The 21,155-nt window shown below is 41.8% G+C and carries 20 protein-coding genes; 8 read left to right on the top strand and 12 right to left on the bottom strand.

All coding sequences use genetic code 11. From position 1 onward, the window contains the following. Positions 1-14: 14 nt before the first annotated feature. The 3 genes from ACH0BF_RS18900 to ACH0BF_RS18890 form a co-directional block, all read right to left on the bottom strand. Entirely contained in the window at positions 15-2,441 is a 2,427-nt protein-coding gene (locus ACH0BF_RS18900; protein ID WP_406910017.1) for a molybdopterin-dependent oxidoreductase, read from the bottom strand. Positions 2,442-2,452: 11 nt separating this feature from the next. Next, positions 2,453-2,875, bottom strand: a complete 423-nt coding sequence (locus ACH0BF_RS18895) for a hypothetical protein (protein ID WP_142927222.1) — start codon at positions 2,873-2,875, stop codon at positions 2,453-2,455. Between the two features lie 96 nt (positions 2,876-2,971). After that, positions 2,972-4,603, bottom strand: a complete 1,632-nt coding sequence (locus tag ACH0BF_RS18890; protein WP_406910016.1) for an acetolactate synthase large subunit — start codon at positions 4,601-4,603, stop codon at positions 2,972-2,974. A 226-nt stretch (positions 4,604-4,829) separates the two neighbouring features. On the opposite strand from ACH0BF_RS18890, the gene ACH0BF_RS18885 reads away from it, so the two are divergent. Further along, positions 4,830-5,672, top strand: coding sequence for a cobalamin-binding protein (locus ACH0BF_RS18885; protein WP_406910015.1), 843 nt, complete (start codon positions 4,830-4,832; stop codon positions 5,670-5,672). A gap of 80 nt (positions 5,673-5,752) precedes the next feature. Here ACH0BF_RS18885 and ACH0BF_RS18880 read toward each other — a convergent pair whose 3' ends face one another. Beyond that, positions 5,753-6,070, bottom strand: coding sequence for a YuiB family protein (locus ACH0BF_RS18880; RefSeq protein ID WP_120034187.1), 318 nt, complete (start codon positions 6,068-6,070; stop codon positions 5,753-5,755). A gap of 201 nt (positions 6,071-6,271) precedes the next feature. Here ACH0BF_RS18880 and ACH0BF_RS18875 point away from each other — a divergent pair, with 201 nt between their 5' ends. Then, on the top strand, positions 6,272-6,397 hold the full coding sequence (locus ACH0BF_RS18875) for a YuiA family protein (RefSeq protein WP_182917008.1): 126 nt from the start codon (positions 6,272-6,274) through the stop codon (positions 6,395-6,397). Positions 6,398-6,435: 38 nt separating this feature from the next. On the opposite strand, the gene ACH0BF_RS18870 is transcribed toward ACH0BF_RS18875, so the two are convergent. Beyond that, entirely contained in the window at positions 6,436-7,656 is a 1,221-nt protein-coding gene (locus ACH0BF_RS18870; RefSeq protein WP_120037887.1) for an NAD(P)/FAD-dependent oxidoreductase, read from the bottom strand. 300 nt (positions 7,657-7,956) lie between these two features. On the opposite strand from ACH0BF_RS18870, the gene ACH0BF_RS18865 reads away from it, so the two are divergent. Beyond that, on the top strand, positions 7,957-8,598 hold the full coding sequence (locus tag ACH0BF_RS18865; protein ID WP_120034189.1) for an SDR family oxidoreductase: 642 nt from the start codon (positions 7,957-7,959) through the stop codon (positions 8,596-8,598). A 37-nt stretch (positions 8,599-8,635) separates the two neighbouring features. Here ACH0BF_RS18865 and ACH0BF_RS18860 read toward each other — a convergent pair whose 3' ends face one another. From ACH0BF_RS18860 to ACH0BF_RS18850, 3 genes are all read right to left on the bottom strand, one after another. Then, positions 8,636-9,349 (bottom strand): DUF1287 domain-containing protein, encoded by a 714-nt coding sequence (locus ACH0BF_RS18860; protein WP_340852713.1) that lies wholly within the window; start codon positions 9,347-9,349, stop codon positions 8,636-8,638. A gap of 62 nt (positions 9,350-9,411) precedes the next feature. Then, the gene (locus ACH0BF_RS18855) at positions 9,412-9,891 is read right to left on the bottom strand and encodes a YbaK/EbsC family protein (RefSeq protein WP_406910014.1); all 480 of its coding nucleotides are present in this window, start codon (positions 9,889-9,891) and stop codon (positions 9,412-9,414) included. Between the two features lie 264 nt (positions 9,892-10,155). Further along, positions 10,156-10,524, bottom strand: coding sequence for a HesB/IscA family protein (locus tag ACH0BF_RS18850; protein ID WP_120034195.1), 369 nt, complete (start codon positions 10,522-10,524; stop codon positions 10,156-10,158). 195 nt (positions 10,525-10,719) lie between these two features. Here ACH0BF_RS18850 and ACH0BF_RS18845 point away from each other — a divergent pair, with 195 nt between their 5' ends. Further along, positions 10,720-11,421, top strand: a complete 702-nt coding sequence (locus ACH0BF_RS18845) for a DUF2225 domain-containing protein (protein WP_120034197.1) — start codon at positions 10,720-10,722, stop codon at positions 11,419-11,421. Between the two features lie 82 nt (positions 11,422-11,503). Here ACH0BF_RS18845 and ACH0BF_RS18840 read toward each other — a convergent pair whose 3' ends face one another. After that, positions 11,504-11,740, bottom strand: coding sequence for a YuzB family protein (locus ACH0BF_RS18840; protein ID WP_120034199.1), 237 nt, complete (start codon positions 11,738-11,740; stop codon positions 11,504-11,506). A 206-nt stretch (positions 11,741-11,946) separates the two neighbouring features. Here ACH0BF_RS18840 and ACH0BF_RS18835 point away from each other — a divergent pair, with 206 nt between their 5' ends. The 4 genes from ACH0BF_RS18835 to ACH0BF_RS18820 all read left to right on the top strand — a co-directional run bounded on the left by ACH0BF_RS18835 (position 11,947) and on the right by ACH0BF_RS18820 (position 16,830). Further along, entirely contained in the window at positions 11,947-13,014 is a 1,068-nt protein-coding gene (locus tag ACH0BF_RS18835; protein WP_120034201.1) for an NAD(P)/FAD-dependent oxidoreductase, read from the top strand. 143 nt (positions 13,015-13,157) lie between these two features. After that, on the top strand, positions 13,158-14,645 hold the full coding sequence (locus ACH0BF_RS18830) for a spore germination protein (protein WP_406910013.1): 1,488 nt from the start codon (positions 13,158-13,160) through the stop codon (positions 14,643-14,645). Between the two features lie 20 nt (positions 14,646-14,665). Further along, entirely contained in the window at positions 14,666-15,757 is a 1,092-nt protein-coding gene (locus tag ACH0BF_RS18825) for a GerAB/ArcD/ProY family transporter (RefSeq protein ID WP_406910012.1), read from the top strand. Next, positions 15,754-16,830: a Ger(x)C family spore germination protein gene (locus ACH0BF_RS18820; RefSeq protein ID WP_120034207.1), complete on the top strand. Its 1,077-nt coding sequence runs from the start codon at positions 15,754-15,756 to the stop codon at positions 16,828-16,830. The genes ACH0BF_RS18825 and ACH0BF_RS18820 overlap by 4 nt, the downstream gene beginning before the upstream one ends. Positions 16,831-16,869: 39 nt before the next feature. Here the strand turns inward: ACH0BF_RS18820 and ACH0BF_RS18815 are convergent, their stop codons facing one another. From ACH0BF_RS18815 to gabT, 3 genes are all read right to left on the bottom strand, one after another. After that, on the bottom strand, positions 16,870-18,294 hold the full coding sequence (locus ACH0BF_RS18815; protein WP_406910011.1) for an NAD-dependent succinate-semialdehyde dehydrogenase: 1,425 nt from the start codon (positions 18,292-18,294) through the stop codon (positions 16,870-16,872). Between the two features lie 23 nt (positions 18,295-18,317). Continuing rightward, positions 18,318-19,679 carry a sigma-54 interaction domain-containing protein gene (locus ACH0BF_RS18810; protein ID WP_120034211.1) on the bottom strand — a complete coding sequence of 454 codons (1,362 nt, stop codon included), beginning with the start codon at positions 19,677-19,679 and terminating at the stop codon, positions 18,318-18,320. Positions 19,680-19,764: 85 nt separating this feature from the next. Continuing rightward, entirely contained in the window at positions 19,765-21,126 is a 1,362-nt protein-coding gene (gene gabT, locus ACH0BF_RS18805) for a 4-aminobutyrate--2-oxoglutarate transaminase (RefSeq protein WP_406910023.1), read from the bottom strand. Positions 21,127-21,155: the final 29 nt, after the last annotated feature.

Below are 21,155 nucleotides of genomic sequence, written 5' to 3'. Positions count from 1 at the left end.
TTATGATGTAGCTATTATACTTTTTTCCGGTAAGGCATGTATGGAGGAAGCGGTGTATTGATAACGGATAGTGGAATCTCAAGCGACTCTCCCATTTGGATATCATAAGGAGTAGTTAGCTGATTGGCTCTTTTCAAATCCTCTACTGACAAACCGTATTGTTCTGCAATGTATTCAAGCGACTCTCCTGAATCAACTTGATGCTCCCTCCGAATTTTCTCTACTCTACAGGCAGCTTGTTTGAAAGTTGGTTGCTTAGAGAGCGGATCTGTAAAATCAGCTGTTAATTCGTTCGCAGCTTCTTTTTTCTCCCAGCTGCCAAAATGAAAAGGTACAAACACTAATCCCTGCTGAACAACATCCCCTATCCGTGCTGGTACTTCGATCCATCCTCGCGGAGAAGAAACACGAACAACTTCTCCTTGCACAATTGCCCATTTTTTCGCGTCTTCTGTATTAATTTCGACATACCCGTGCTGGGCTGCCATTTGCAAGTGCGGGGAGCGCGCTGTTTTTGTCCTTGTATGCCAATGCCAGACGAGCCGTCCTGTTGTTAACCAGGTTGGATAGTCTGAAGTTGGCTGCTCGGCTGGCGGTATATAGTGAGTCGGATGAAGGATGGCACGTCCTTCCGCTCCTTTTCTCTCAAACTCTGTTTTTGTTAATACCCGGCCGGTGAGCTGATCCTTGCCAAAACTTTGGGCGTCATCTGTAGTCGTATGGAAGACAAATTCAGAATAAAGGCGCACAGTCCCAGGAGAGTTTTCATCCTTCACTGGCCAGCGCAGCCCGTTTTCCTTCTCTAATCTTTCATAAGTGATTCCTGTCATATCACATGGTCTGCCTTTAGATATTTTCTTGAACTCTTCAAAACACTCTTCAGGAGTTGTATACGAAATCAACGACTGACCGTCTCTGTCTTTAAAATCCATCCGCTTGGAAAAGTCTAAAAAGATGTCAAAGTCTGACTTTACACCTTCTGGCGGTTCAACTGCTTTCCGAAGAAGGTTGATCGTACGGTCCGCATTTTCCATCGTTCCTTCCTTTTCTCCCCACAAGGCCACAGGCAAAACAACATCTGCGACTGTGGCTGTTTCAGTCAAGAAAGCATCCTGAACGACAACAAAGGTACTCGCGAGTGCTTTCTTCGCACGCTGACGGTTTGGAAGGGAAACAAGTGAATTCGTACCTATATTCCAAAATAGGCCGATTTCTCCGTTTTCAATCATGGAAACTTGTTCTTCAATCCCTTTTTCTGGGCCAACTGGGAGCGTAGCTTTATCCACATTCCATAATTGAGCCATTTCCTCTATATGTTTAGGATTTGCAGGATTGCGGTGTGCTGGATAGGTTCCTACTCCTCCCGCTGTTCGGTTCGCCGATGAACTTGGCTGTCCGGCCATATGTAGTGGCCCGCAGCCCGGCTTGCCAATTAATCCGCGGATTAAATGTAAATTATTAATAGCTACACAAGCCGTAGTAGCATCTGCGCTCTGGTATGTGCCCTGAAGTGTAGTAGTAACAAGTGATGCAGATGTACCTAACTTCTCGATAGCTTTCTCTAACTTTGCTTTCGATATTCCAGTGGTATCTGCTGTTTTTTCGAATGTCCACTCCTTCAAAGATTCTGTCATCCCATTAATGCCAATTGTGTAAGCATCAATAAACGCTTGATCGACATATCCTCTTTTGACAATTTCGTTAATGACCCCATTTAATAGGGCCACATTCGTTCCAGGATATAGCTGCAGATGCAAATCTGCTTCTTTTGCTGTTAAGGTTTTTCTCGGATCCACCACAATTATATAAGGCTTCCCTGTCTTTTGCTTTCTTTCCATAATCCTTTCAAATAAGACCGTACCTGTTTCCGCAAGATTATGACCAAACAGCATTAACGTATCTGTTTCATCGATGTCATCAAAGGAAGCCGGCGTCCCATCTGCACCGAAAGACTGCAACAAACAAAATTCTGTTGTCGCTGTACAAAGGCGAGTATTGGCATCAAGAAGGTGGGTCCGTAATCCAGCCCGGCCAAACTTAGCGATTGTATAGTAATCTTCTAAAAACCCCTGTCCTGTCGAATAAATAGCCACGCTGTTTGAGCCGTTCTCTTTGAGTGTTTGTTTCGCTTTCTTCACAATGAGATCCATTGCCTCATCCCAGGAAGCAGGCTCCAGATTTCCTGTTTCGTTGCGAATTAATGGAGTCCGCAACCGGTCGGGGCTATTGTTCGCATACCATTGATTCTCTCCTTTTGGCCCAAGTCTTCCTCTGTTAATCGGATGTTCACTATTCCCTTTGATACCAACGATTTCTCCGTCTTTTACAGCTGTATAACAGCCGCAGCCTACCGAGCAAATATTGCAGGTGCTATACACCCACTTCTCCACTTCTCCCTGGCTGTATATGTTCATGTCTACCCGTTCTTTTTCCCAAGCCATATCTGTTCCCCCTAGCGAATTATGGGAATATAAAAAGATGGAATCACATACTTTATATTCTCAGATCCATAGATTTTTTCGAGCTCCATTGCCGCCTCTTCTAAATGACGTTTCATCTTCTCCATAACTGGAGTTAGTCTTTCCGCTTCTTCTTCGGAAGGGAGCTTCATCCATTTATTCGCTCTCTTCCATGAATGAAAGATTGGAGAGGCTACTTCATGGTCATGATAAACAATACTGATGAATTCTTTTACCTTTTCTAATTCAATTTCTTCACTTCCTAATTGCGGCAAAAGCTTGTCCAATGTTTCTTTTTGTTCGTCTAGCAGCTTTTTTAACAGAATTAAAAGCGAATGGTCAAACGGCGCCACCCCACTTTGCAGCTGGCAATTACATTCAGATATTTCAAAAAACAACCGATGCAACGTTGACATTGGCCTCCTCCTTTTTGTTCCTCTTCTCACCGCTTTTCCCTTTCCAAGCCCTTCCTGAAAAAACTAGACAGGAAAGGCTTAAATTACTGTTACCACTTAGCAAAGAATATCTCCTAGTTTTTCTGTTAACTTCATATTCTCACTGTAATCTACTGGACAATCGATCAGCACTGGCTTATGAAGAGAAATCGCCTGTTCGATAGCTGGTTTAAGCTGTCCTGCACTCGTTATTTCTATCGCTTCAAACCCATAAGATTTAGCCAGTTGAATAAAGTCCGGATTGCCAAATTTAATATTGGATGACCGGTTAAATCTGCTAAGCTGCTTCCACTCTATTAATCCGTATCCTCCGTCTCTCCAAAGCAAAATAACAATAGGCAGATTTAATCTCTTTGCCGTTTCTAATTCAGCGCTTGACATCTGAAAGGAACCGTCTCCGCATACAGCGACAACATTTCGCTCAGGACGCACCATTTTGGCAGCGATTGCCCCGGGAATAGAGACGCCCATAGAGGCTAGTCCATTTGAAATCAAGCAAGTATTCGGCTGGTACGTATGATACATTCTCGCTATCCACATTTTATGTGCTCCAACATCAGAAACAAGAATGTCCTCTTCTCCCAAAACGGAACGGACATCTGAAATAATCTTTTGCGGCTTTACTGGAAAGCTTTCGCTGTCCTTATATTCTGCCAACTCTGCCAATGCATTTTGGCGCACATCTGCAACCCACTCATGGTTTCTTCTTGTAGAAGAGATAGCAGTGCCTAGTTCTTTTAAGTTTTCATCAATGTTTCCGATTACATTCAATTTGACAGGATAATGAGCATCTGTTTCTGCCTCCTGGGTATCAATATGCAAAATAGGCACTGATCCTTTAGAATTCCAATTCTCCGGCGGATATTCAGCCATATCAAAGCCTATCGCAATGATTAGATCGGCTTTTGTAAAGCCGCATGTAATGTAATCCTTCCCAACTAATCCGGCTGTCAGCAAGCTTAAATCATCGTTCCAGGGCAAGGCCCCTTTTCCCATAAATGTATGGACGACCGGAATAGATGTTTTGTTCACAAATGAACGCAGACTGTTTGCCGCATGTCCTCTTGCAATTCCATTTCCGGCTAAAATAAGCGGACGCTTTGATTTTTCTATTAAACTAACTGCATCCTGGATCACCCGTTCACTGGCTTCTGACAAAGTATGATCCATTAAATTTAATGGGAATGCGCTGACCTCCATAGCGGCAATATCTTCAGGAAGATCGATATGTGTAGCTCCTGATTTCTCTTGAGTGGCAACTCTGAATGCTTTCCTGACTACCTCCGGAACAATTTCTCCTGCTTTGACCTGAGTGTTCCACTTGGTAACAGGCTTGAATACAGAAACTAAATCGTAGTATTGGTGGGACTCTTTATGCTGGCGACTCAAATCTGCCTGGCCGGTAATGGCAACCAATGGACAATGATCCATATTGGCATTAGCTACACCTGTTAATAAATTGGTTGCTCCCGGGCCTAATGTGGATAAACAGACACCAGGCTTGCCGGTGAGCCTTCCATACGTCCCCGCCATAAATGCTGCACTTGTTTCATGCCTCGTAACGATAAATTCAATATGTGAGTCAAGCAAAGCATCCATAATATCAAGGTTTTCTTCACCTGGCACTCCAAAAATATATTCTACCCCTTCATTTTCAAGACATTTGACAAATAACTCAGCAACTTTCATTTGCCACACCCTTTCTCATTCAGTTGATAGAGAGATCCGATTTACCGTTTTCACCACAGGATAATTATTTTTTTATGGCTGAATGGTTTCCTTTCTCCTTTTCCACTAGGATTGCCGAATAAACGAAAAGATACGTATCATCAAACAGGCTTTTTTTAAAGTTTTATATAGCGATTTTTCTTTACCGAAGGGAATCTGTTACTATTTAAAGGAAGGAGGCGTTTGAATGAGACTTATTTCTCTTTGTCCGAGCAACACAGAGGTGATGGACTTTCTCGGTTTAACGTCCCAGCTTATCGGTGTGGATGATTATTCCGACTGGCCTGCTGCAGTAAATACTCTTCCCCAGCTCGGCCCGGATCTTGATATTAATATGGAAAAAGTAGAAGCCTTGCAACCTGATTTAGTTATAGCATCGCTGAGCGTACCGGGGATGGAGAAAAATGTGGAACGCTTAAGAGCCCGAGGAATTCCACATATTGTGACTAACCCGCAGTCACTTTCTGAAATAGGAGAATCTATTGAAGAAATAGCAATGGCATGCGGCATTCCTGATGAGGGAAAGATGGTCGCCAAAAGATATCGGGAGCAACTGAAGCAGTTTCGTGATGCTGCCTCTCTCATTAAAGCCCCCCCTTTTGTATATTGGGAGTGGTGGCCAAAACCAGTTTTTACCCCTGGAAATGTGAACTGGCTAACAGAGATAAGCGAGCTGGCTGGCGCCCGGAATATATTTGCAGATAAAAATACAGCTAATTTCCAAACGGACTGGGAAGAGGTAAGAAAGCGGAATCCTGATTTTATTTTGCTTTCCTGGGTAGGGGTTCGCACAGAAAAAATTAACCCGGACGTTGTGCTGAAACGGCCAGGATGGAGTGAACTTTTCGCTGTAAAGCAGCAGCGCATTGCTGTTATGGAAGAAAGCTTTTTCTGCCGGCCATCGCCACGCCTTATTATTGGTCTCGAAAAATTAGCAAAAATGATTCATCCAGAAGTCTTTCAAACTATTGAATTAGATCCTTTATTTCTTGGAAAAGACAGTTTGGTTCATCGATTAGATGAGAAATGAAGGGCACAACCGAGAAGATATGAACGATAGATAATAAAAAAGAAACATAGACAAATAAAAAACGGCCTGTCATAGGGCCGTTAAAACATTTGATATCCTTTTTGCCTTAAAACTCTCATTGTCACGCCCGATGTCAGTGCACCGATAAAGCCGCTCCCTAAAATGATGATGTCTGGCAGTTTTAAAGAAACTGCTCTTGTTCCTAAAGTACTGAATGCTTCACTCGCATTAAAGATATAGTCAAATGTACTGATTCCATCCACAATGGCAATCGTTACGAGCGGATAAAGAATCGCCATGATCCAAGTCATTCGAAGGAGCATATTGAGTAAAAAGCCAATACCGAAAAAAAGCACGAAAAACAGTAAAACCGAAACGAGTAAAACGGCTACATGCATTCTGTTTCCCCCCTAAATCACTATTGAATAGTGTACTCAATTCTACTGAAAACGTCAACTATACTAGCAATAACAGAGATCTGTCTTCAGACCCTATAGATATCTCTCTTTGATATGGGTTTAAGCGAAAAAGGAGATTGATCGTTTTTGAGGAACATGATATATTATCAGAAAATTCTAAACGGAAGAGGGGGACGATATATGTCAGTCCAAACAAAAACAGAAACATGCAGCTACTGTGGAGGCCAGGGCTATTTCCAACTACTGCTAGGCGGTTCAGAAACATGCCCAAGTTGCAAAGGAAAGCAGCAGCCAAAAACAAAATAAAAAAAAGGCCAGCTGGAAGCTGGCCTTTTTTAGCACAATTAAATAAAGTTAAATTTACCTTTTTTCAGTACAAGTGATGGGCCGCCAATCATGAGCAAAGCACGGTTGTCGATCATTTTCTTCATAAAGGATGCTTTTGTGCCTGTTAATTTCTTACCAAACACCACACCAATGGCATCGTCATCACCTAAAGAACATACTGTTCCTTTAATATCTGGTTTAAACGTTTCTAATTCGCCTTCTCCGCCTCTAACAAGCTTCACTAAGTTGCGGGCACAAACTTCACCTTGCTGCATCGCAATTTGAGCTGTTGGTGGGTATGGACGATTTGTTTCTTCATTGATAATAAGTGAAGAATCTCCCAGAACAAAAATGTTCTCATGTCCTGGAGCACGAAGGTCAGGATTTACTTTTACGCGGGCACGCATATTGTCAATTCCTGCTTTTTCAATGACGCTATTGCCACGAACACCAGCCGCCCAGATAACTGTGCCAGCTTTGATCTCTTCCATCTCATTTTCGCCTTTAGCCACTTTAATGCCATCCGGTGTAGCCTCTTTAATGGCTGTACCAATTTTAAATTCAACACCTTTTTTCTCAAGCAAAGCGACGGCATATTGCACAAGCTCAGGATCAAATCCAGGAAGAACCATAGGCGCTGCTTCCACACAATAAATGCGTACTTTTGCATAGTCAATGTCATATTCACGGCAAAGCTCTGGTACACGGTTTACCAGCTCACCAAGGAACTCAATACCAGTGAATCCAGCGCCGCCAACAACGATTGCCAAGCGCTCTTCTTGTTTCTCTACTTCAGTTGCATATGTAGCAAATTGATAGTCAATGTGCTCACGAATTTGACGAGCTGCGTTCACATTAGAAATAGTGAAAGCATATTCTTTCAAGCCTTGAATACCAAATGTTTCTGACTCGCCACCCAATGCAAATACTAGGTAATCATAATCCACTTCACCAGTATTTAAGATGACTTTCTTTTCATCTGTTTTAATGTCTTCTACTTCTGCACGAATAAATTCGACTTTACTGCGGTTGATCACACTGTCAACATCATAACGAACACGGTCATGATGAAGCGTGCCTGCAGATGCTTCATGCAGCCAAGTTGTTTCATAATGATAGTCATTCTTATTTACAAGAACGATATCTGCTTCCTCTTGTCCTAAAGTTTTTTGAAGACGTGTAACCGTCATCAATCCACCATAACCTGCACCTAGAACAACAATTTTTGGTTTTCTCATAATATTCCCTGCCACCTTCTGCACATATTTTGCGAATGTCTCGCTTGAATATTTAATAGTCTGCCACTTATTCGTTGAAAATGTGATGTTTTTCACGAATAGTTGTAAAAAAACACAATAAAAATTGTCATGAAGTTTTAACAAAGCTATATCTAGTTCAATAATATGCTTTTTATACTGCTTTTTCAAGACATTTAACTGATTTCATTGAATTGCTTTTCGTTATTATTCCTCCCGTTTTTTTTGCTATCAAAAGGGTAAACTATTTAATAAAATTTCCTTAAGAAAAGGGTGATTTCCATGAACGTACTCGTTATTGGTGCAGGAGGACTAACCGGTAGAGAGATCGTAAAGCAACTAGCCCAAAGCAACCAGCATCTTGTCCGGGCGATGATCCGCAAAGCTGAACAGACAGACGAAATGGAAAATCTAGGAGCAAAAGCCATTCTTGCTGATTTAGAACAGGACTTTAGCTTTGCTTTGAATGATGTAAATGCAGTTATCTTCGCAGCTGGTTCCGGCTCATCAACCGGTTATGATAAAACCATTGCCGTCGACCAGGAGGGGGCAAAGAAAACGATAGACTTTGCAAAAGAAAAAGGCATTGAGCGGTTTATTATGCTTAGCTCTATGGGAACAGCTGATCCCGAGGAAGCCCCTGCCTCCTTGACACCTTACTTGAAAGCTAAAAAGGCGGCTGATGAACATTTAATTAAAAGCGGATTAAACTTTACAATTGTGCGTCCTGGCGGGTTAACTAGTGACCCAGGAACCGGAATGATCGACCTGTCTACACGTTTTTCTCCGCTGGGCGGTACCATTCCCCGTGAAGATGTAGCTCAAGTATTAGTGGAAGCATTGACCACTAAAGAAACCGAAAGAAAAGTATTTGAGATTATTAGCGGCTATACCCCCATAAAAACAGCGTTGACAAGAATATGAACAAGAAAAAGCGCCACAAAGCAGGCGCTTTTTTTGCTTAATAGCTGGTTGTTTCATATTTCCAGCGGAAGTGTCCAGCGATGGGCGACGTGTAGGAAGATAATTTAATTTCTGAGGCAAAAGGCGGCGTATTATGAATTAAATATGGAATCCCATCTTTTGCCCGCTTATCAGAAATGATACCGATATGGTCTACTCCCTCTAAGTAAACCACGATATCACCTGGCTGCCATTTCGCTAAGTTTTTCGGATTATCCGGCATCAATTTTGTAGTTAAAGGCTGCGTAAACCGTTGGAAAAAAACGTGCTGATTAGGAACTCTGCGAAAATCAATATTAGGATCTGGCTTTCCATTCACTCGTGGATACAGATAAGGTTGATCATGAATATCCTTGTCCATCAGATCTTTTAGATTGATATTGACTCCTTTTAATCCTCTCCAAATGACATCGGTACATACACCTTCCCTATCCGGTGGATATCCCCCTTCATAATAGGCACTTTTGTACAGTGTCCGTCCTTCTGCCTCTTTTCTAGCTGCATTGACTATATCAATGGGATCGGCAACACCATTGGCATTTCGATCAATCCTTACATACTCCTCCTCTATGATTACTTTCTTCATGAATGGATGAGTGATATCGATACCTGCCATATCGAAAATCAGCCCATTTCTAAACAAAAAAGCAAAAAGCAGGGCACTCAACAATAACACCATAAAAAAGACGATAAAGAATTTATTCAAATTCATTTACCTCACATCATGGAAGATCGATTGATTAGATCTTTCTTTATTAAAAAAGAAACTCCGTTTTACTTTATACAAGTGACCTGCCCTTTGGTCATCTCCACTAACTCTGCTGGCGTTAGTCGGAACACTGCTTTAGGATGCCCTGCAGCTGCCCATATTTCTCTGTAATTTAATAAATCCTCATCAACAAGAGTAAAAACTGGCTCAGAATGTCCGAGAGGCGGAACCCCACCGATAACAAAACCTGTATGTTTGCGTACATAATCCGCATCGGCTTTTCCTAATTCTTCATTTAAATAGTCGCCAATCAATTTTTCATTAATGCGATTGACTCCACTAGCTACAACTAACAATGGACGATTTGAATCTTTCAGCCTGAAGATGATTGACTTGGCAATATGAGCGACTTCACATCCTATCGCGTCTGCAGCTTCCTGTGCTGTTCGCGTGCTATCAGGCAGCTCCACAACTTTATTAGAATATCCGATTTCTTCTAGTTTATCTTGAACCTGTTGTGCACTTTCTTTAAGCTGAGCCTCCAAAGCGCTTCCCTCCGTTTATGTACCTCTTTCATGGAATAATTCTGTATTAGCTACGGATATCCCTCTTTTATTAGCCATTAAATCTACTAAGTATATGACACGCCATAGTCCCCTTGAAGAATACCTGTATATACAAAAAGCGGCCTCTCTTAACACTCTCTTTATCAACTGTTAAGAAAGACCGCTAAACCGCTGGATCGCGGCTATTTATGTGATTTTCTATCTTGTATGAGCTTAACCAGTAGCTTTTTCCTCAAACTGCTATTAACAGTTCTCCGGCTTGCCGGCATTTGCCGCTGTACGGAACGATGAGCCACACCCGCATGACGCGATGGCGTTCGGATTGTCAATGGTAAACCCGCCACCCATTAAAGATTGTTTATAATCAATAACTGTTCCGTTCAAAATGGGTGCACTTTCTGGATCAACAGCTATATCAATTCCATGTTGTTGCAGCTTAATGTCCTTGTCTTTGATATCACGGTCAAATCCCATGCCATAGGATAAGCCGCTGCACCCTCCGCCATGAACGGTTACGCGCAAAGTGGCTCCCTCTTCCTCATTTTGCTTCATCATTTCCTTTATCTGAAAAGCAGCAGCTTCTGTGATCTTCACTATTTCTTGACCTTGCAATGGAACCCCTCCATTCTTTCATCATTATTATTAGTATATACGCGAAAAAAAACCTTCTCAACCAATCAGCTCGCGAAATTCATTAAAAATTCATCAAAAAGATCAATAGACGTAGTTCTTTTTGCATAAAAGAGTTATAATTAATTCAACATTATGAGTAGATAGACTTATAAAATGGATTAGGAGGCAGTTGATATGGAAAACCTTTCTCCTCTTTACGAAAAACAAGAAACATGTCATCTATGCGAGCGTACATTTTCATCTATGAAATTAAGAAACCGATTTGTCAAACTCTCAGGACAGGATACAGACTTAAAACCCATTTATGAGGACCCTGCAATGAATCCGCTGCTCTATAACGTGAAAGTGTGTCCACATTGCGGCTATTCCTTTACAGATGATTTTTCAAAATCTTTTCCTCCCCGTGCGAAGGAGATATTAAAGGATAAAATTTCGAGCAACTGGGTTTCTCAGGATTACGGAAACAAAAGAACCGTTTACCAAGCTATTAACAGCTATAAACTCGCCTTCTATTCTGGTTTTCTAAAAAAAGAAAAGCATTTAACGATGGCCGGTCTTGCCCTTCGTATAGCCTGGCTTTCTAGAGATTTATCTTCATCAGAGGAAGAGCGGTTTCTAGCACTTGCGGCTGAACAATATGAAGAAGCTTATTTAAATGAAGACCTAACGCTAACCCCCATGTCGGACGTAAAAGTCATGTACCTGTTAGGAGAGTTGCATATACGGATTGGGAAATGGAATGAGGCCGTAAAGTACTTCTCCAAAGTGATTGAGAAACAAAGAGAATCAAACGAAAAACAGCTTATCGAAATGGCGCGGGACCGCTGGTATGAATTGCGTGATGAGATGAAAAAGAATGAAGCAAGCGCAAGCTGACAAACAGATTTCGCTGTCTTCCAGCGACAACAAAAAGGAAGGGGGAATGAAACTCACTCTCATGTCCCTCTTCCTTTCTTATTTAAAACATAGGGTTTTCCTCTAAATACTCGTATATATTGTTGACTAGGTCCTCCGGTGTTTCTCCATCAACTGGCTCGCCATTTACGAGTGCATATAAGCCTTCCGCACATCTTGTACAATAGCCGAGACAGCCATATTCAATCACATCAATATTAGAATCCCGCTCTAATATTTCAAGCGCTGCTTGCGCACCGTTCGCCAGATTGCTGATGCAAAATTCAATAATCGGTTTCATTTTTGTTCACCTCTGCTTTTTATTTTACTATCCTTTGTGTCCGGAGAAAAGCGGAAAACTTTAAAGCGAAAATGTATGATCTCTGTTGTGAAAAACGCTGTATTTAGATATACTCAGGATGGCAGACAAAAAAGATGTGAGTCTTTTCACAATCACTTTAAGAACTCTAAAATTTCAATACATACTGTATAGAAAGGAAAATCTCGATGAAGAATTTAGTGTTGCTTGGCGGCGGCTATGGTAACATGCGTGTGTTACTCAGGCTGCTTCCAAATCAATTGCCTGAAGATGTGACGATTACATTAGTAGACAAGTTTCCATATCACTCTTTAAAAACAGAATACTATGCTCTTGCAGCTGGAACGATCTCTGATCAGGAGGTCCGGGTTAATTTTCCTGAACATCCCCGTTTGAACTTGCTATTTGGCGAAGTAACGAGCATTGATTTAGAAAATAAGCAAGTTCTTATTAAAGATAAAGAGCCCGTTGCTTACGATGATCTTGTGGTTGGCCTTGGCTGTGAAGATACTTATCATAATGTGCCGGGAGCCAAGGAATATACACATAGTATTCAATCTATTGATAAGTCGCGCCGGACTTACCAAACGCTGTCCAATATGCCAGCTGGATCAAAAGTTGGAATTGTTGGAGCAGGGTTGAGTGGCATTGAGCTGGCGAGCGAGCTTCGTGAAAGCCGGCCAGACCTTGAGATTATATTATTTGACCGTGGACATCGCATTTTAAAAGATTTCCCAGAACGATTGAGTAAATATATTCATAAATGGTTTGTTGATCATGGAGTGGAAGTAGTCAACAATGCCAACATTACAAAAGTTGAGCCACATACACTTTATAACCATGATGATGCCTATCCGATGAATGCTGTTGTATGGACAGCTGGCATTCAACCAAACGAAGTTGTCCGTGAAATGCCAGTCGAGAAAGACCGTTCCGGACGCGTTAAACTTTCTCAATACCACAACTTGCCAACGGATGAGCATGTGTATGTAGTCGGTGACTGTGCAAGCCTTCCGCACGCTCCAAGTGCCCAATTGGCCGAAGAACAAGCGGAACAGATTGTTCAAGTTCTCTTGAAACGCTGGAAAGGGGAGGCTCTTCCAGAAGAATTACCGGAAATAAAGCTTAAAGGAATTCTTGGTTCACTCGGCAAAAAACAAGGCTTCGGCTTTGTAGCTGACCGGGCCATTACTGGCCGGGTAGCCCGCTTCTTAAAATCAGGCGTTCTCTGGATGTATCGCTATCATAACGGATAATACTGTATGGCTGTTTTAAGTGTATGATACACACTTAAAACAGCCATTTTTTGTGTCCCCTTTTTATTCCTCTGTTAGTATAATTCTGCCCCTTTTGAACATACTAACTCTATCTGCTGCTTACAAAGGGGGAAGGCTAAGATATGAGAAGAAGCAAACGTGATCTATCTGCATTTAACAGCAGCCAATTCGGCCAATTGATTGCTCAGTGTCAAGAATCAGCAGATTTTCTAACCTTTCAATTGCAAGATGATTCTCCTTTTTTCATATCTTGCTTCCAAACTATAGTAGATAAAAAAGTGTTTCATCAGGATGTTCTTAGCACGCTGAAAAAACATCACTTTGCTACTTTGGAAGAGATGAAAAGTGTTGTACCTGTAGAAGATATGACACTTACAGATGATATTTCCTCCATTCGAAAGCAGCTCATGCACGGAAACATTCTTGTCTATAAGCAAAAAGCCAAGCCAACCTGTCTGCTTATCCCTGCTTTCAAGGCAGAGAAAAGACAAATTTCTATTCCTGAAACTGAATACTCTGTTATCGGCCCAAAGGAATCCTTTGTCGAATCTCTGGATACGAATATTAACCTTATTAGAAAGAGGATTCCTATAACTGATATTCAAATAAAGGAATTCACTGTTGGTACGCTGACAAAAACTCGGGTAGCCGTCATTTATATTAAAGGAATTGCAGATGAAAAGAATGTTGATACAATCATTCAGCGCATTAGAGATATTAATTATGATCAAATAATTGATACTGCCTTTATTAATCAAATGATTTCAGATAACGTCAATTCTCCCTTTCCTCAGCTGATCGATACGGAGCGACCTGATCGCACAGCAAGTGTGCTTATGGAAGGAAAGATAGCCATCCTGGCAGATGGATCGGCAAGTGCTTTAACGGGACCTACTACCCTTCTGGAATTTTTCTCAGCGTATGAAGATTATTTAATCGTATGGAATTTGGGTTCAATTTTTCGATTGATTCGGATTTTCGCAGTTACTCTTTCCGTGCTATCGACGCCCTTATATGTGGCTATACTTACCTATCATTATGAGATGATTCCGCAAGACTTGCTGACTACGCTGGTCTCTTCGCGGGCAGGCATTCCCTTTCCCCCTATTCTTGAAGCGATCATTTTAGAACTAACCATCGAATTGCTAAGGGAAGCTGGGGCCCGTCTGCCGACAAAAGTCGGTCAGACGATTGGTATCGTAGGCGGGATTGTCATTGGAACGGCTGCTGTGCAAGCCGGCTTAACAAGCAACGTACTCCTCATCGTTGTAGCTTTAAGTGCGTTAGCGTCCTTTACCACACCTGTCTATCAAGTAAGTAATGCTATCCGCCTTATCCGCTTCCCTTTCCTATTCTTCGCCCAGCTTCTCGGGCTGGTAGGGGTTGCAGTTTGTACAGCTATTCTAGTCGCCCATTTGCTTAAATTAAGATCCATCGGTCGCCCTTTTTTGGAACCTGTTTATCCCCTGCGTTTAAAAGACATGAAAGATGCGCTCATTCGTCTTCCATTTGATAAACAAGTGACCCGTCCTCTGCAGATGCGTTCGGAAAATACCATAAAATTTGAGTCGTCATCCTCGCAGAAGAATAACCGTGATATTGATGAATAACTTTTCATGGAGGTGGTCGCATGCTGCCGTTACCGTCTGAAGATAAAAAAGTCTCTCCCTACCTGGCTTTTTATATTGTCAATAGTATGCAGCTCGGAGTAGTGGCGCTCAGCTTCGAGCGCTTTATCGCCAAAGAAGCTGGTCATGATGCTTGGATTTCTGTGGTGATCGCAGGTTTTGCCATTGGCATTATCTTATGGATGACTTATCAAATAGTAATAAAAGGGGAAAATGATATAACGGTTATTCACAGAGATCTGTTCGGAAAATGGCTTGGAGGGTTGCTCACCCTGCTGGTACTTGCCTACATGATACTTATTTTTGTCGTTATTATGCGTTCTTACATAGAAGTCATTCAAGTATGGATGTTTCCTCATCTTCAAACTTGGTATATGGGTCTAATTTTATCTGTCCTTGTTTACCTTTACTTCGTGGGTGGGTTTCGGGTTATGGTCGGTCTGTGTGTGATAGGATTTTTTATGACTATTCCTCTGTTATTACTAAAAATTTTTCCATTAAGACATGCTCATCTCTCTTATATCCTTCCTGTGATGGAACATTCCCCTGCTGAACTTTTAGCGGGAGCCAAACAAATGGCGATTATCTTTACAGGATTCGAAATCATTTTGTTTTGTTATCCTTTCATAAAACAAGCGGCCCGTTCACAAAAATGGGCTCAACTCGGTTCTGCCTTTTCTACATTTATTTACTTATTAGCCGCCCTCGTTTCTCTTCTTTACTTTAGTGAAGGGCAGTTAGAAAGAACGATTTGGCCGACGCTTACTTTATGGAAGATTGCTGATTTTCCTTTTGTGGAGAGATTTGAATACGCGGGTATCGCCATATGGCTATTCGTTATGCTGCCAAACCTGTGCCTATATATGTGGGCCGTTACGCGTGGAATCAAACAATTGTTTTCTATCCAGCAAAAAAAGAGTGTAATTCCGCTGCTTTTTCTCGCTGTCTGTGCTTCATCTTTGATTCAAACAGGGGTGCAAATCCGGCATTTTAATACCTTTGTAGATTGGATCAGCTTTTATTTTATTTTCGCTTACATTCCTTTTATTTACTTTTTCCAGTTGATCTGTAAAAAAATGAGGCGAAAGCAATGAAAACATTTTTATTCTACTTTGTTCTTATTATTATCTTGGTAGCTAGCTATAACTTGGAGAGCTATGTACTTGAAGATGTTCAAATTATGACCGTTACTGGCTACGATTATGTAGACAAAGATACAATAAAAGGAACAGTAGCCACCCCTTTTTATCCACAAGGCCAAAATGTCCAGCCAATTAATGTTTCCTTTACAGCAACTGGCCACACTGTCTACAATATCAGACAGGAATATCAAAGAGAGGCTCAGAAGAAATTGGCTGCCGGCCGCCTGCGCAGTTTTTTAATGAGCAAAGAATTAGCCGAGCATGGAGTGAAAAAAATTATTGATCCTCTTTCCCGTTCTACCTTTATTGGAAGGGATATGAAACTTGCAGTTGTGGACGGCAGTACAGAAAAACTCTTGACCGCTGACTATCCAAATGCACAAAGTTTATCTCGCTATCTTTCTGATTTACTGGAAGACAGTATCATCAAAATGGCTCCTACCACTGAATTACACACGTTTCTCGCCCAGCTTGCGGGATTTGGTCAAGACCCTTTTCTGCCTATTATTAAGAAAGAACACGAGCATATCCGTTATATGGGAGTGGCACTTTTCAAGGATGACAAATATGTCGGTGAGCTTCCTTTTAAAGACAGCTATATTTTCAAAATGCTTCATGAAAGCTTTCGACATGGGGTGTATGAAATAAAATATAAAGAGACCTACATTACTATTGAAAATCTCCGCTCTAAAGTCAAGTACAGTATATCAGGATCAAAGAAAAGTCCTGTAGTCACTATCTCTGTCTCATTAAAGGGAAAAGTACAGGATGCCTCCGGGCTTTCTCTGCATACGGCGAAGAAAGTACAGAATGTGGAAGAAGAGTGGAAAAGAGAAACGAAGAAAAGAGCAGAAAAAGTAGTTAAAAAGCTGCAAGAATTAAACACAGACTCCCTCGGCATTGGAGAGAGAGTACGGAGTCACTTTCGTCACTTCGATAAAAGTTCCTGGGAAGACCGTTATCCTGATATTCCTATCTACATTAAAGTGGAGACAGAAATCACCAATACAGGCATTACTGAATAAAAGAGACATCCAGAAGAACCTGGATGTCTCAACTCGCCATTAAAGGCCTAAAGAAATGTATTTAATTTCTAAATATTCGTCAATTCCATAGTGGCTGCCTTCACGGCCAAGTCCGCTTTCTTTATAACCGCCGAATGGTGCTTGCGCCACAGATGGAAGCCCGTCGTTTAAGCCAACAATACCGTATTCAAGCCCTTCAGCAATTGTGATGGCCTCTGTAATATTCTCGCTGAATACATAAGCAGCTAGGCCATATGGTGAATTATTAGCACGCTCAATCACTTCATCCGTTGTTTTAAACGTAGCAATCGGAGCAAGCGGTCCAAATGTTTCTTCGTTCATGCACAGCATGTCGTCTGTAACGTTTGTGATAACTGTTGGCTCAAGGAAGTAACCATTTACCCCTTCAGCTGTTTGGCCACCAGCGAGCACTTTTGCACCTTTTTGCTTAGCGTCTTCAATCTGGCTGATCACTTTATCTACTGCCTGCTCATCAATTAAAGGACCGATTGTTACGCCTTCATCTAATCCATTTCCTACTTTTAACTTCGCAACTTCTTGTTTAAATGCTTCTGCGAATTCGGCTTCAATAGATTCATGCACGTATACTCTGTTGGCACATACACATGTTTGGCCAGCATTACGATACTTAGAAGCAATCAAGTTCTTTGCTGTTTTTTCAATATTGGCATTAGCCGTTACGATAAATGGAGCATGCCCGCCAAGCTCAAGGGAAAGCTTCTTCACCGTATCAGCTGCACCGCGCATCAATAACTTGCCGACTTCTGTAGAACCTGTGAAAGAAACTTTACGCACACGACCGTCTTTCATCCATGCTTCACTGATTTGACGTGCGCTTCCAGTTACAATATTAATAACTCCTTTAGGAATTCCAGCTTCTTCTGCCAACTCTACAAGACGAATCGCTGTTAAAGGTGTTTGTGTAGCTGGCTTGATCATGGCTGTACATCCCGCTGCCAAAGCAGGACCAACTTTTCTAGTAATCATGGCTGCTGGGAAGTTCCATGGTGTAATAGCCGCAATGACTCCTACTGGCTCTTTTTGGACGAATAAACGCTTGTTTGGATGAGAAGCAGGAATTGTTTCTCCATAGATACGTTTTCCTTCTTCCGCATACCAGGAAATAAAGCTATTCGCATAGCCTACCTCACCAATGGCTTCCGCCAATGGCTTTCCTTGTTCTTGTGTCATTAGTTTGCCAATTTCTTCTTTATTTTGGTCAATTAAGTAGTACCACTTCATTAAGTAGTCCGCACGCTCGTTAGCTGTCAGTTTTGACCACTCTTTCAATGCCCCGTATGCAGCATCAGCCGCACGCTCTGCTTCTACTGTCCCTCCATCCGGAATTGTTGCAATTACTTCTTTAGTCGCTGGGTTAATGACTTCGATTGTTTTTTCTGTTTCCATCCATTCGCCATTAATGTAAATTTTCCAGTTTTTCATTTATTTCTCCTCCTCTTACTTTATTAATCTTTTATTTCTCCAATGTACTTTCTTACTTTTCTTGTAGCAGATGACTGACTAATGCCAAGTGCTTTGGCAATTTTATAAGTTGATTTATCCTTATTGTAAGCCTGGACGACCATTTTTCGCTCTACTTCTTCAATGACTTCCGGAAGAGTCATCCCTGCTTCCGTTATTTCCTGTTCAAACATATCGGCCGGTAAATCACTGAGGGTAACGACCTCATCTCCCGTTACAACGAGTCGTTCCACCATGTTTTCCAGTTCTCGAATGTTTCCTTTCCATTCAAAGCCAAGAAAAGCCTGAAGCACTTTCGGTGAGAAGCGGACGTTGCTTCCATACAAATGATTAAAGTAGTCCAAAAAATGATACGTGAGGGGAACAATATCTTCTTTCCGTTCACGAAGCGGTGGTACATGAATAGGTACAACGTTGAGACGATAATATAAATCCCTGCGAAAACTGCCTCTGCCTACCATATTTTTCAAATCTTTATTCGTAGCGGCAATAATGCGGATATCTAAAGAAATGGGCTGCCGTCCGCCAACCGGGCGAATTTGTTTTTCCTGCAGCACATGCAATAATTTTCCTTGAGCAGCAAGCGGGAGCTCTCCTACTTCATCCAAAAATAAGGTGCCGTGATTAGAAAGCTCAATCAATCCTTTTTTCCCTTCCCGAAAAGCGCCGGTGAAGGTTCCGCCTTCATAACCAAACAGCTCTGATTCAATCAGCTGTTCAGGAAGAGCAGCGCAGTTAATTTCATTCAGCGGCTGATCTCGCCGGTCACTTAGCTGATGAATCAGGCGAACAATCTTACTTTTGCCGACCCCTGTTTCCCCGAGCAAAAGCACAGTCGAATTCACCTTGGCAATCTTGCGGACAAGCAGCATAATTTTATCCATTTGCTCGCTTTTCGAGATTAATCCGTCAAATTCAAGCGGCTCTTTCAATTCCTTCTTATATGTAGCCAGCTCATCTTCCATTTCTTCAATTTTATTGCGCAGATGCATAAGTTCTGTTAAGTCGCGTGAGTAACTGATCACGCTTTTCAAAGAACCATCCGGATGGAAAACGGGCCTTGTACGCACATGAAAATAGCGGCCGGTACTGGCCGTCTGGAATAGCTCAATCGGCTGCAGACTTTCGATTACCTTTAATGTAGCAGAGGGATAAAAAATCCCCATTTTTTCTAAGTCTTTCACATGCTTGCCGACCAAGTCGCCAGCTGTTCGTTCATAGTTCTTTCGGCAAGTGGCATTCACACGAATGATGATACCATTTGCATCCGTAACTACAATTTCATCGAACGATGATTCGAAAATATCAAATAATTCATCACGCACAGGATCATGAGATGGGTTCATGACAAGCTTCCTCTCGAGTAATATTGCTTTTATTATAGCAAAAATTATCTCGAGAGATAAGCATGCCGTTTTTCCTTGTTACAACTTATGCTTGGACAGCCAACTGAGAAACAGCTGCTTCCAATGCTTCTTCTAAAATATCTAATCCTTCTTCTGCTTGTTCGTCAGTAATAACAAGCGGCATCAAAAGGCGCAGTACATTGCCGTAAGCTCCTGCACTCATTAACAGCAAGCCGCGGTCATTTGCTTCTTTAATAAGCAGGTTTGTTAATTCTTTGTTAGGCTCCTTTGTTTGACGGTCTTTTACTAATTCCATTGCACACATAGAGCCGAGTCCGCGAACATCACCGATTTCCTCATACTTCTCAGCCAGCTTGCGGAGTCGATTCATAACAGTCTCACCTAATTTTTCGCCGCGTTCATTCAAGTTTTCTTCTTCAATGATATCAAGAACAGCTAATCCGGCTGCACAAGCGAGCGGGCTTCCAGAATATGTTCCGCCAAGTTCACCTGGTGTAGAAGCATCCATAATCTCCTTGCGTCCGATTACACCACTGATTGGCAATCCTGCTGCCATTGATTTAGAAACAGTGATTAAGTCAGGTACTACATCAAAGTGCTCGATGCCAAAGTAACGGCCAGTACGTGCAAAGCCAGCTTGGATCTCATCAGCGATGAAAATGATTCCGTGCTTTTGACACTCTTCATACACAGCCTGAACAAAGCGTTTAGATGGAACGATGAATCCGCCTTCCCCTTGCACTGGTTCCATAACGACTGCAGCAATTGTTTCTGGAGCTGTATCATTAATAAAGAAATCACGGAACTGTTCGATAATCATATCTTCATATTGCTCTTCTGTTACGCCTTCCGGACGGCGGTAAGCATATGGATAAGGTGCTTTATATACTTCTGGAGCAAATGGGCCAAATTCATATTTGTAAGGTTTTACTTTGCTTGTCATTGTCATTGTTAATAATGTACGGCCATGGTAACCGCGGGAGAATGAAACAACGCCTGGACGTTTTGTATATTTACGGGCAATTTTCACTGCGTTTTCTACTGCTTCCGCGCCACTGTTGAAGAAGATGACTTCTTTTTCATGGTCTCCAGGAGCAATAGCCGCTAGCTTTTCAGCTAATTCAATGTATGGCTCATACATCATTACATTGAAGCCCGGATGAATGTATTGATCCACTTGTTTGTGTACAGCTTCTGTTACTTTTGGATGGCAATGCCCAACATTCATTACCCCGATTGCACCAACGAAATCAATAAATGTATTGCCATCCACATCATGAATCAACGCGCCCTCCGCTTTTTCAGCAAATGTCGGTACGCCATTTGATACGCCTTTTGGCACAGCATTTTGTCTTCTCTCTAATAATTTCTTTGCCTTTTCACCTGGAAGGCTGCCGTTTACCTTTGCAAATTTTCTTGTCATGATGTTTTACCCCTTTTCTTAAAAAATTACTT

The sequence above is a fragment of the Pseudobacillus sp. 179-B 2D1 NHS genome, from assembly GCF_045370945.1.
In the GTDB taxonomy this organism is placed as follows: Bacteria; Bacillota; Bacilli; order Bacillales; family Domibacillaceae; genus Pseudobacillus.
Note: the sequence above shows the minus strand (reverse complement) of the source record. Positions and strands in the feature narration are given on the sequence as shown.

Coding starts and splice junctions, on each gene's coding strand:
- ACH0BF_RS18900 (WP_406910017.1), bottom strand. CDS start 2,441: ATGGCTTGGGAAAAAGAACGGGTAGACATGAACATATACAGCCAGGGA.
- ACH0BF_RS18895 (WP_142927222.1), bottom strand. CDS start 2,875: ATGTCAACGTTGCATCGGTTGTTTTTTGAAATATCTGAATGTAATTGC.
- ACH0BF_RS18890 (WP_406910016.1), bottom strand. CDS start 4,603: ATGAAAGTTGCTGAGTTATTTGTCAAATGTCTTGAAAATGAAGGGGTA.
- ACH0BF_RS18885 (WP_406910015.1), top strand. CDS start 4,830: ATGAGACTTATTTCTCTTTGTCCGAGCAACACAGAGGTGATGGACTTT.
- ACH0BF_RS18880 (WP_120034187.1), bottom strand. CDS start 6,070: ATGCATGTAGCCGTTTTACTCGTTTCGGTTTTACTGTTTTTCGTGCTT.
- ACH0BF_RS18875 (WP_182917008.1), top strand. CDS start 6,272: ATGTCAGTCCAAACAAAAACAGAAACATGCAGCTACTGTGGAGGCCAG.
- ACH0BF_RS18870 (WP_120037887.1), bottom strand. CDS start 7,656: ATGAGAAAACCAAAAATTGTTGTTCTAGGTGCAGGTTATGGTGGATTG.
- ACH0BF_RS18865 (WP_120034189.1), top strand. CDS start 7,957: ATGAACGTACTCGTTATTGGTGCAGGAGGACTAACCGGTAGAGAGATC.
- ACH0BF_RS18860 (WP_340852713.1), bottom strand. CDS start 9,349: ATGAATTTGAATAAATTCTTTATCGTCTTTTTTATGGTGTTATTGTTG.
- ACH0BF_RS18845 (WP_120034197.1), top strand. CDS start 10,720: ATGGAAAACCTTTCTCCTCTTTACGAAAAACAAGAAACATGTCATCTA.
- ACH0BF_RS18840 (WP_120034199.1), bottom strand. CDS start 11,740: ATGAAACCGATTATTGAATTTTGCATCAGCAATCTGGCGAACGGTGCG.
- ACH0BF_RS18835 (WP_120034201.1), top strand. CDS start 11,947: ATGAAGAATTTAGTGTTGCTTGGCGGCGGCTATGGTAACATGCGTGTG.
- ACH0BF_RS18830 (WP_406910013.1), top strand. CDS start 13,158: ATGAGAAGAAGCAAACGTGATCTATCTGCATTTAACAGCAGCCAATTC.
- ACH0BF_RS18825 (WP_406910012.1), top strand. CDS start 14,666: ATGCTGCCGTTACCGTCTGAAGATAAAAAAGTCTCTCCCTACCTGGCT.
- ACH0BF_RS18820 (WP_120034207.1), top strand. CDS start 15,754: ATGAAAACATTTTTATTCTACTTTGTTCTTATTATTATCTTGGTAGCT.
- ACH0BF_RS18815 (WP_406910011.1), bottom strand. CDS start 18,294: ATGAAAAACTGGAAAATTTACATTAATGGCGAATGGATGGAAACAGAA.
- ACH0BF_RS18810 (WP_120034211.1), bottom strand. CDS start 19,679: ATGAACCCATCTCATGATCCTGTGCGTGATGAATTATTTGATATTTTC.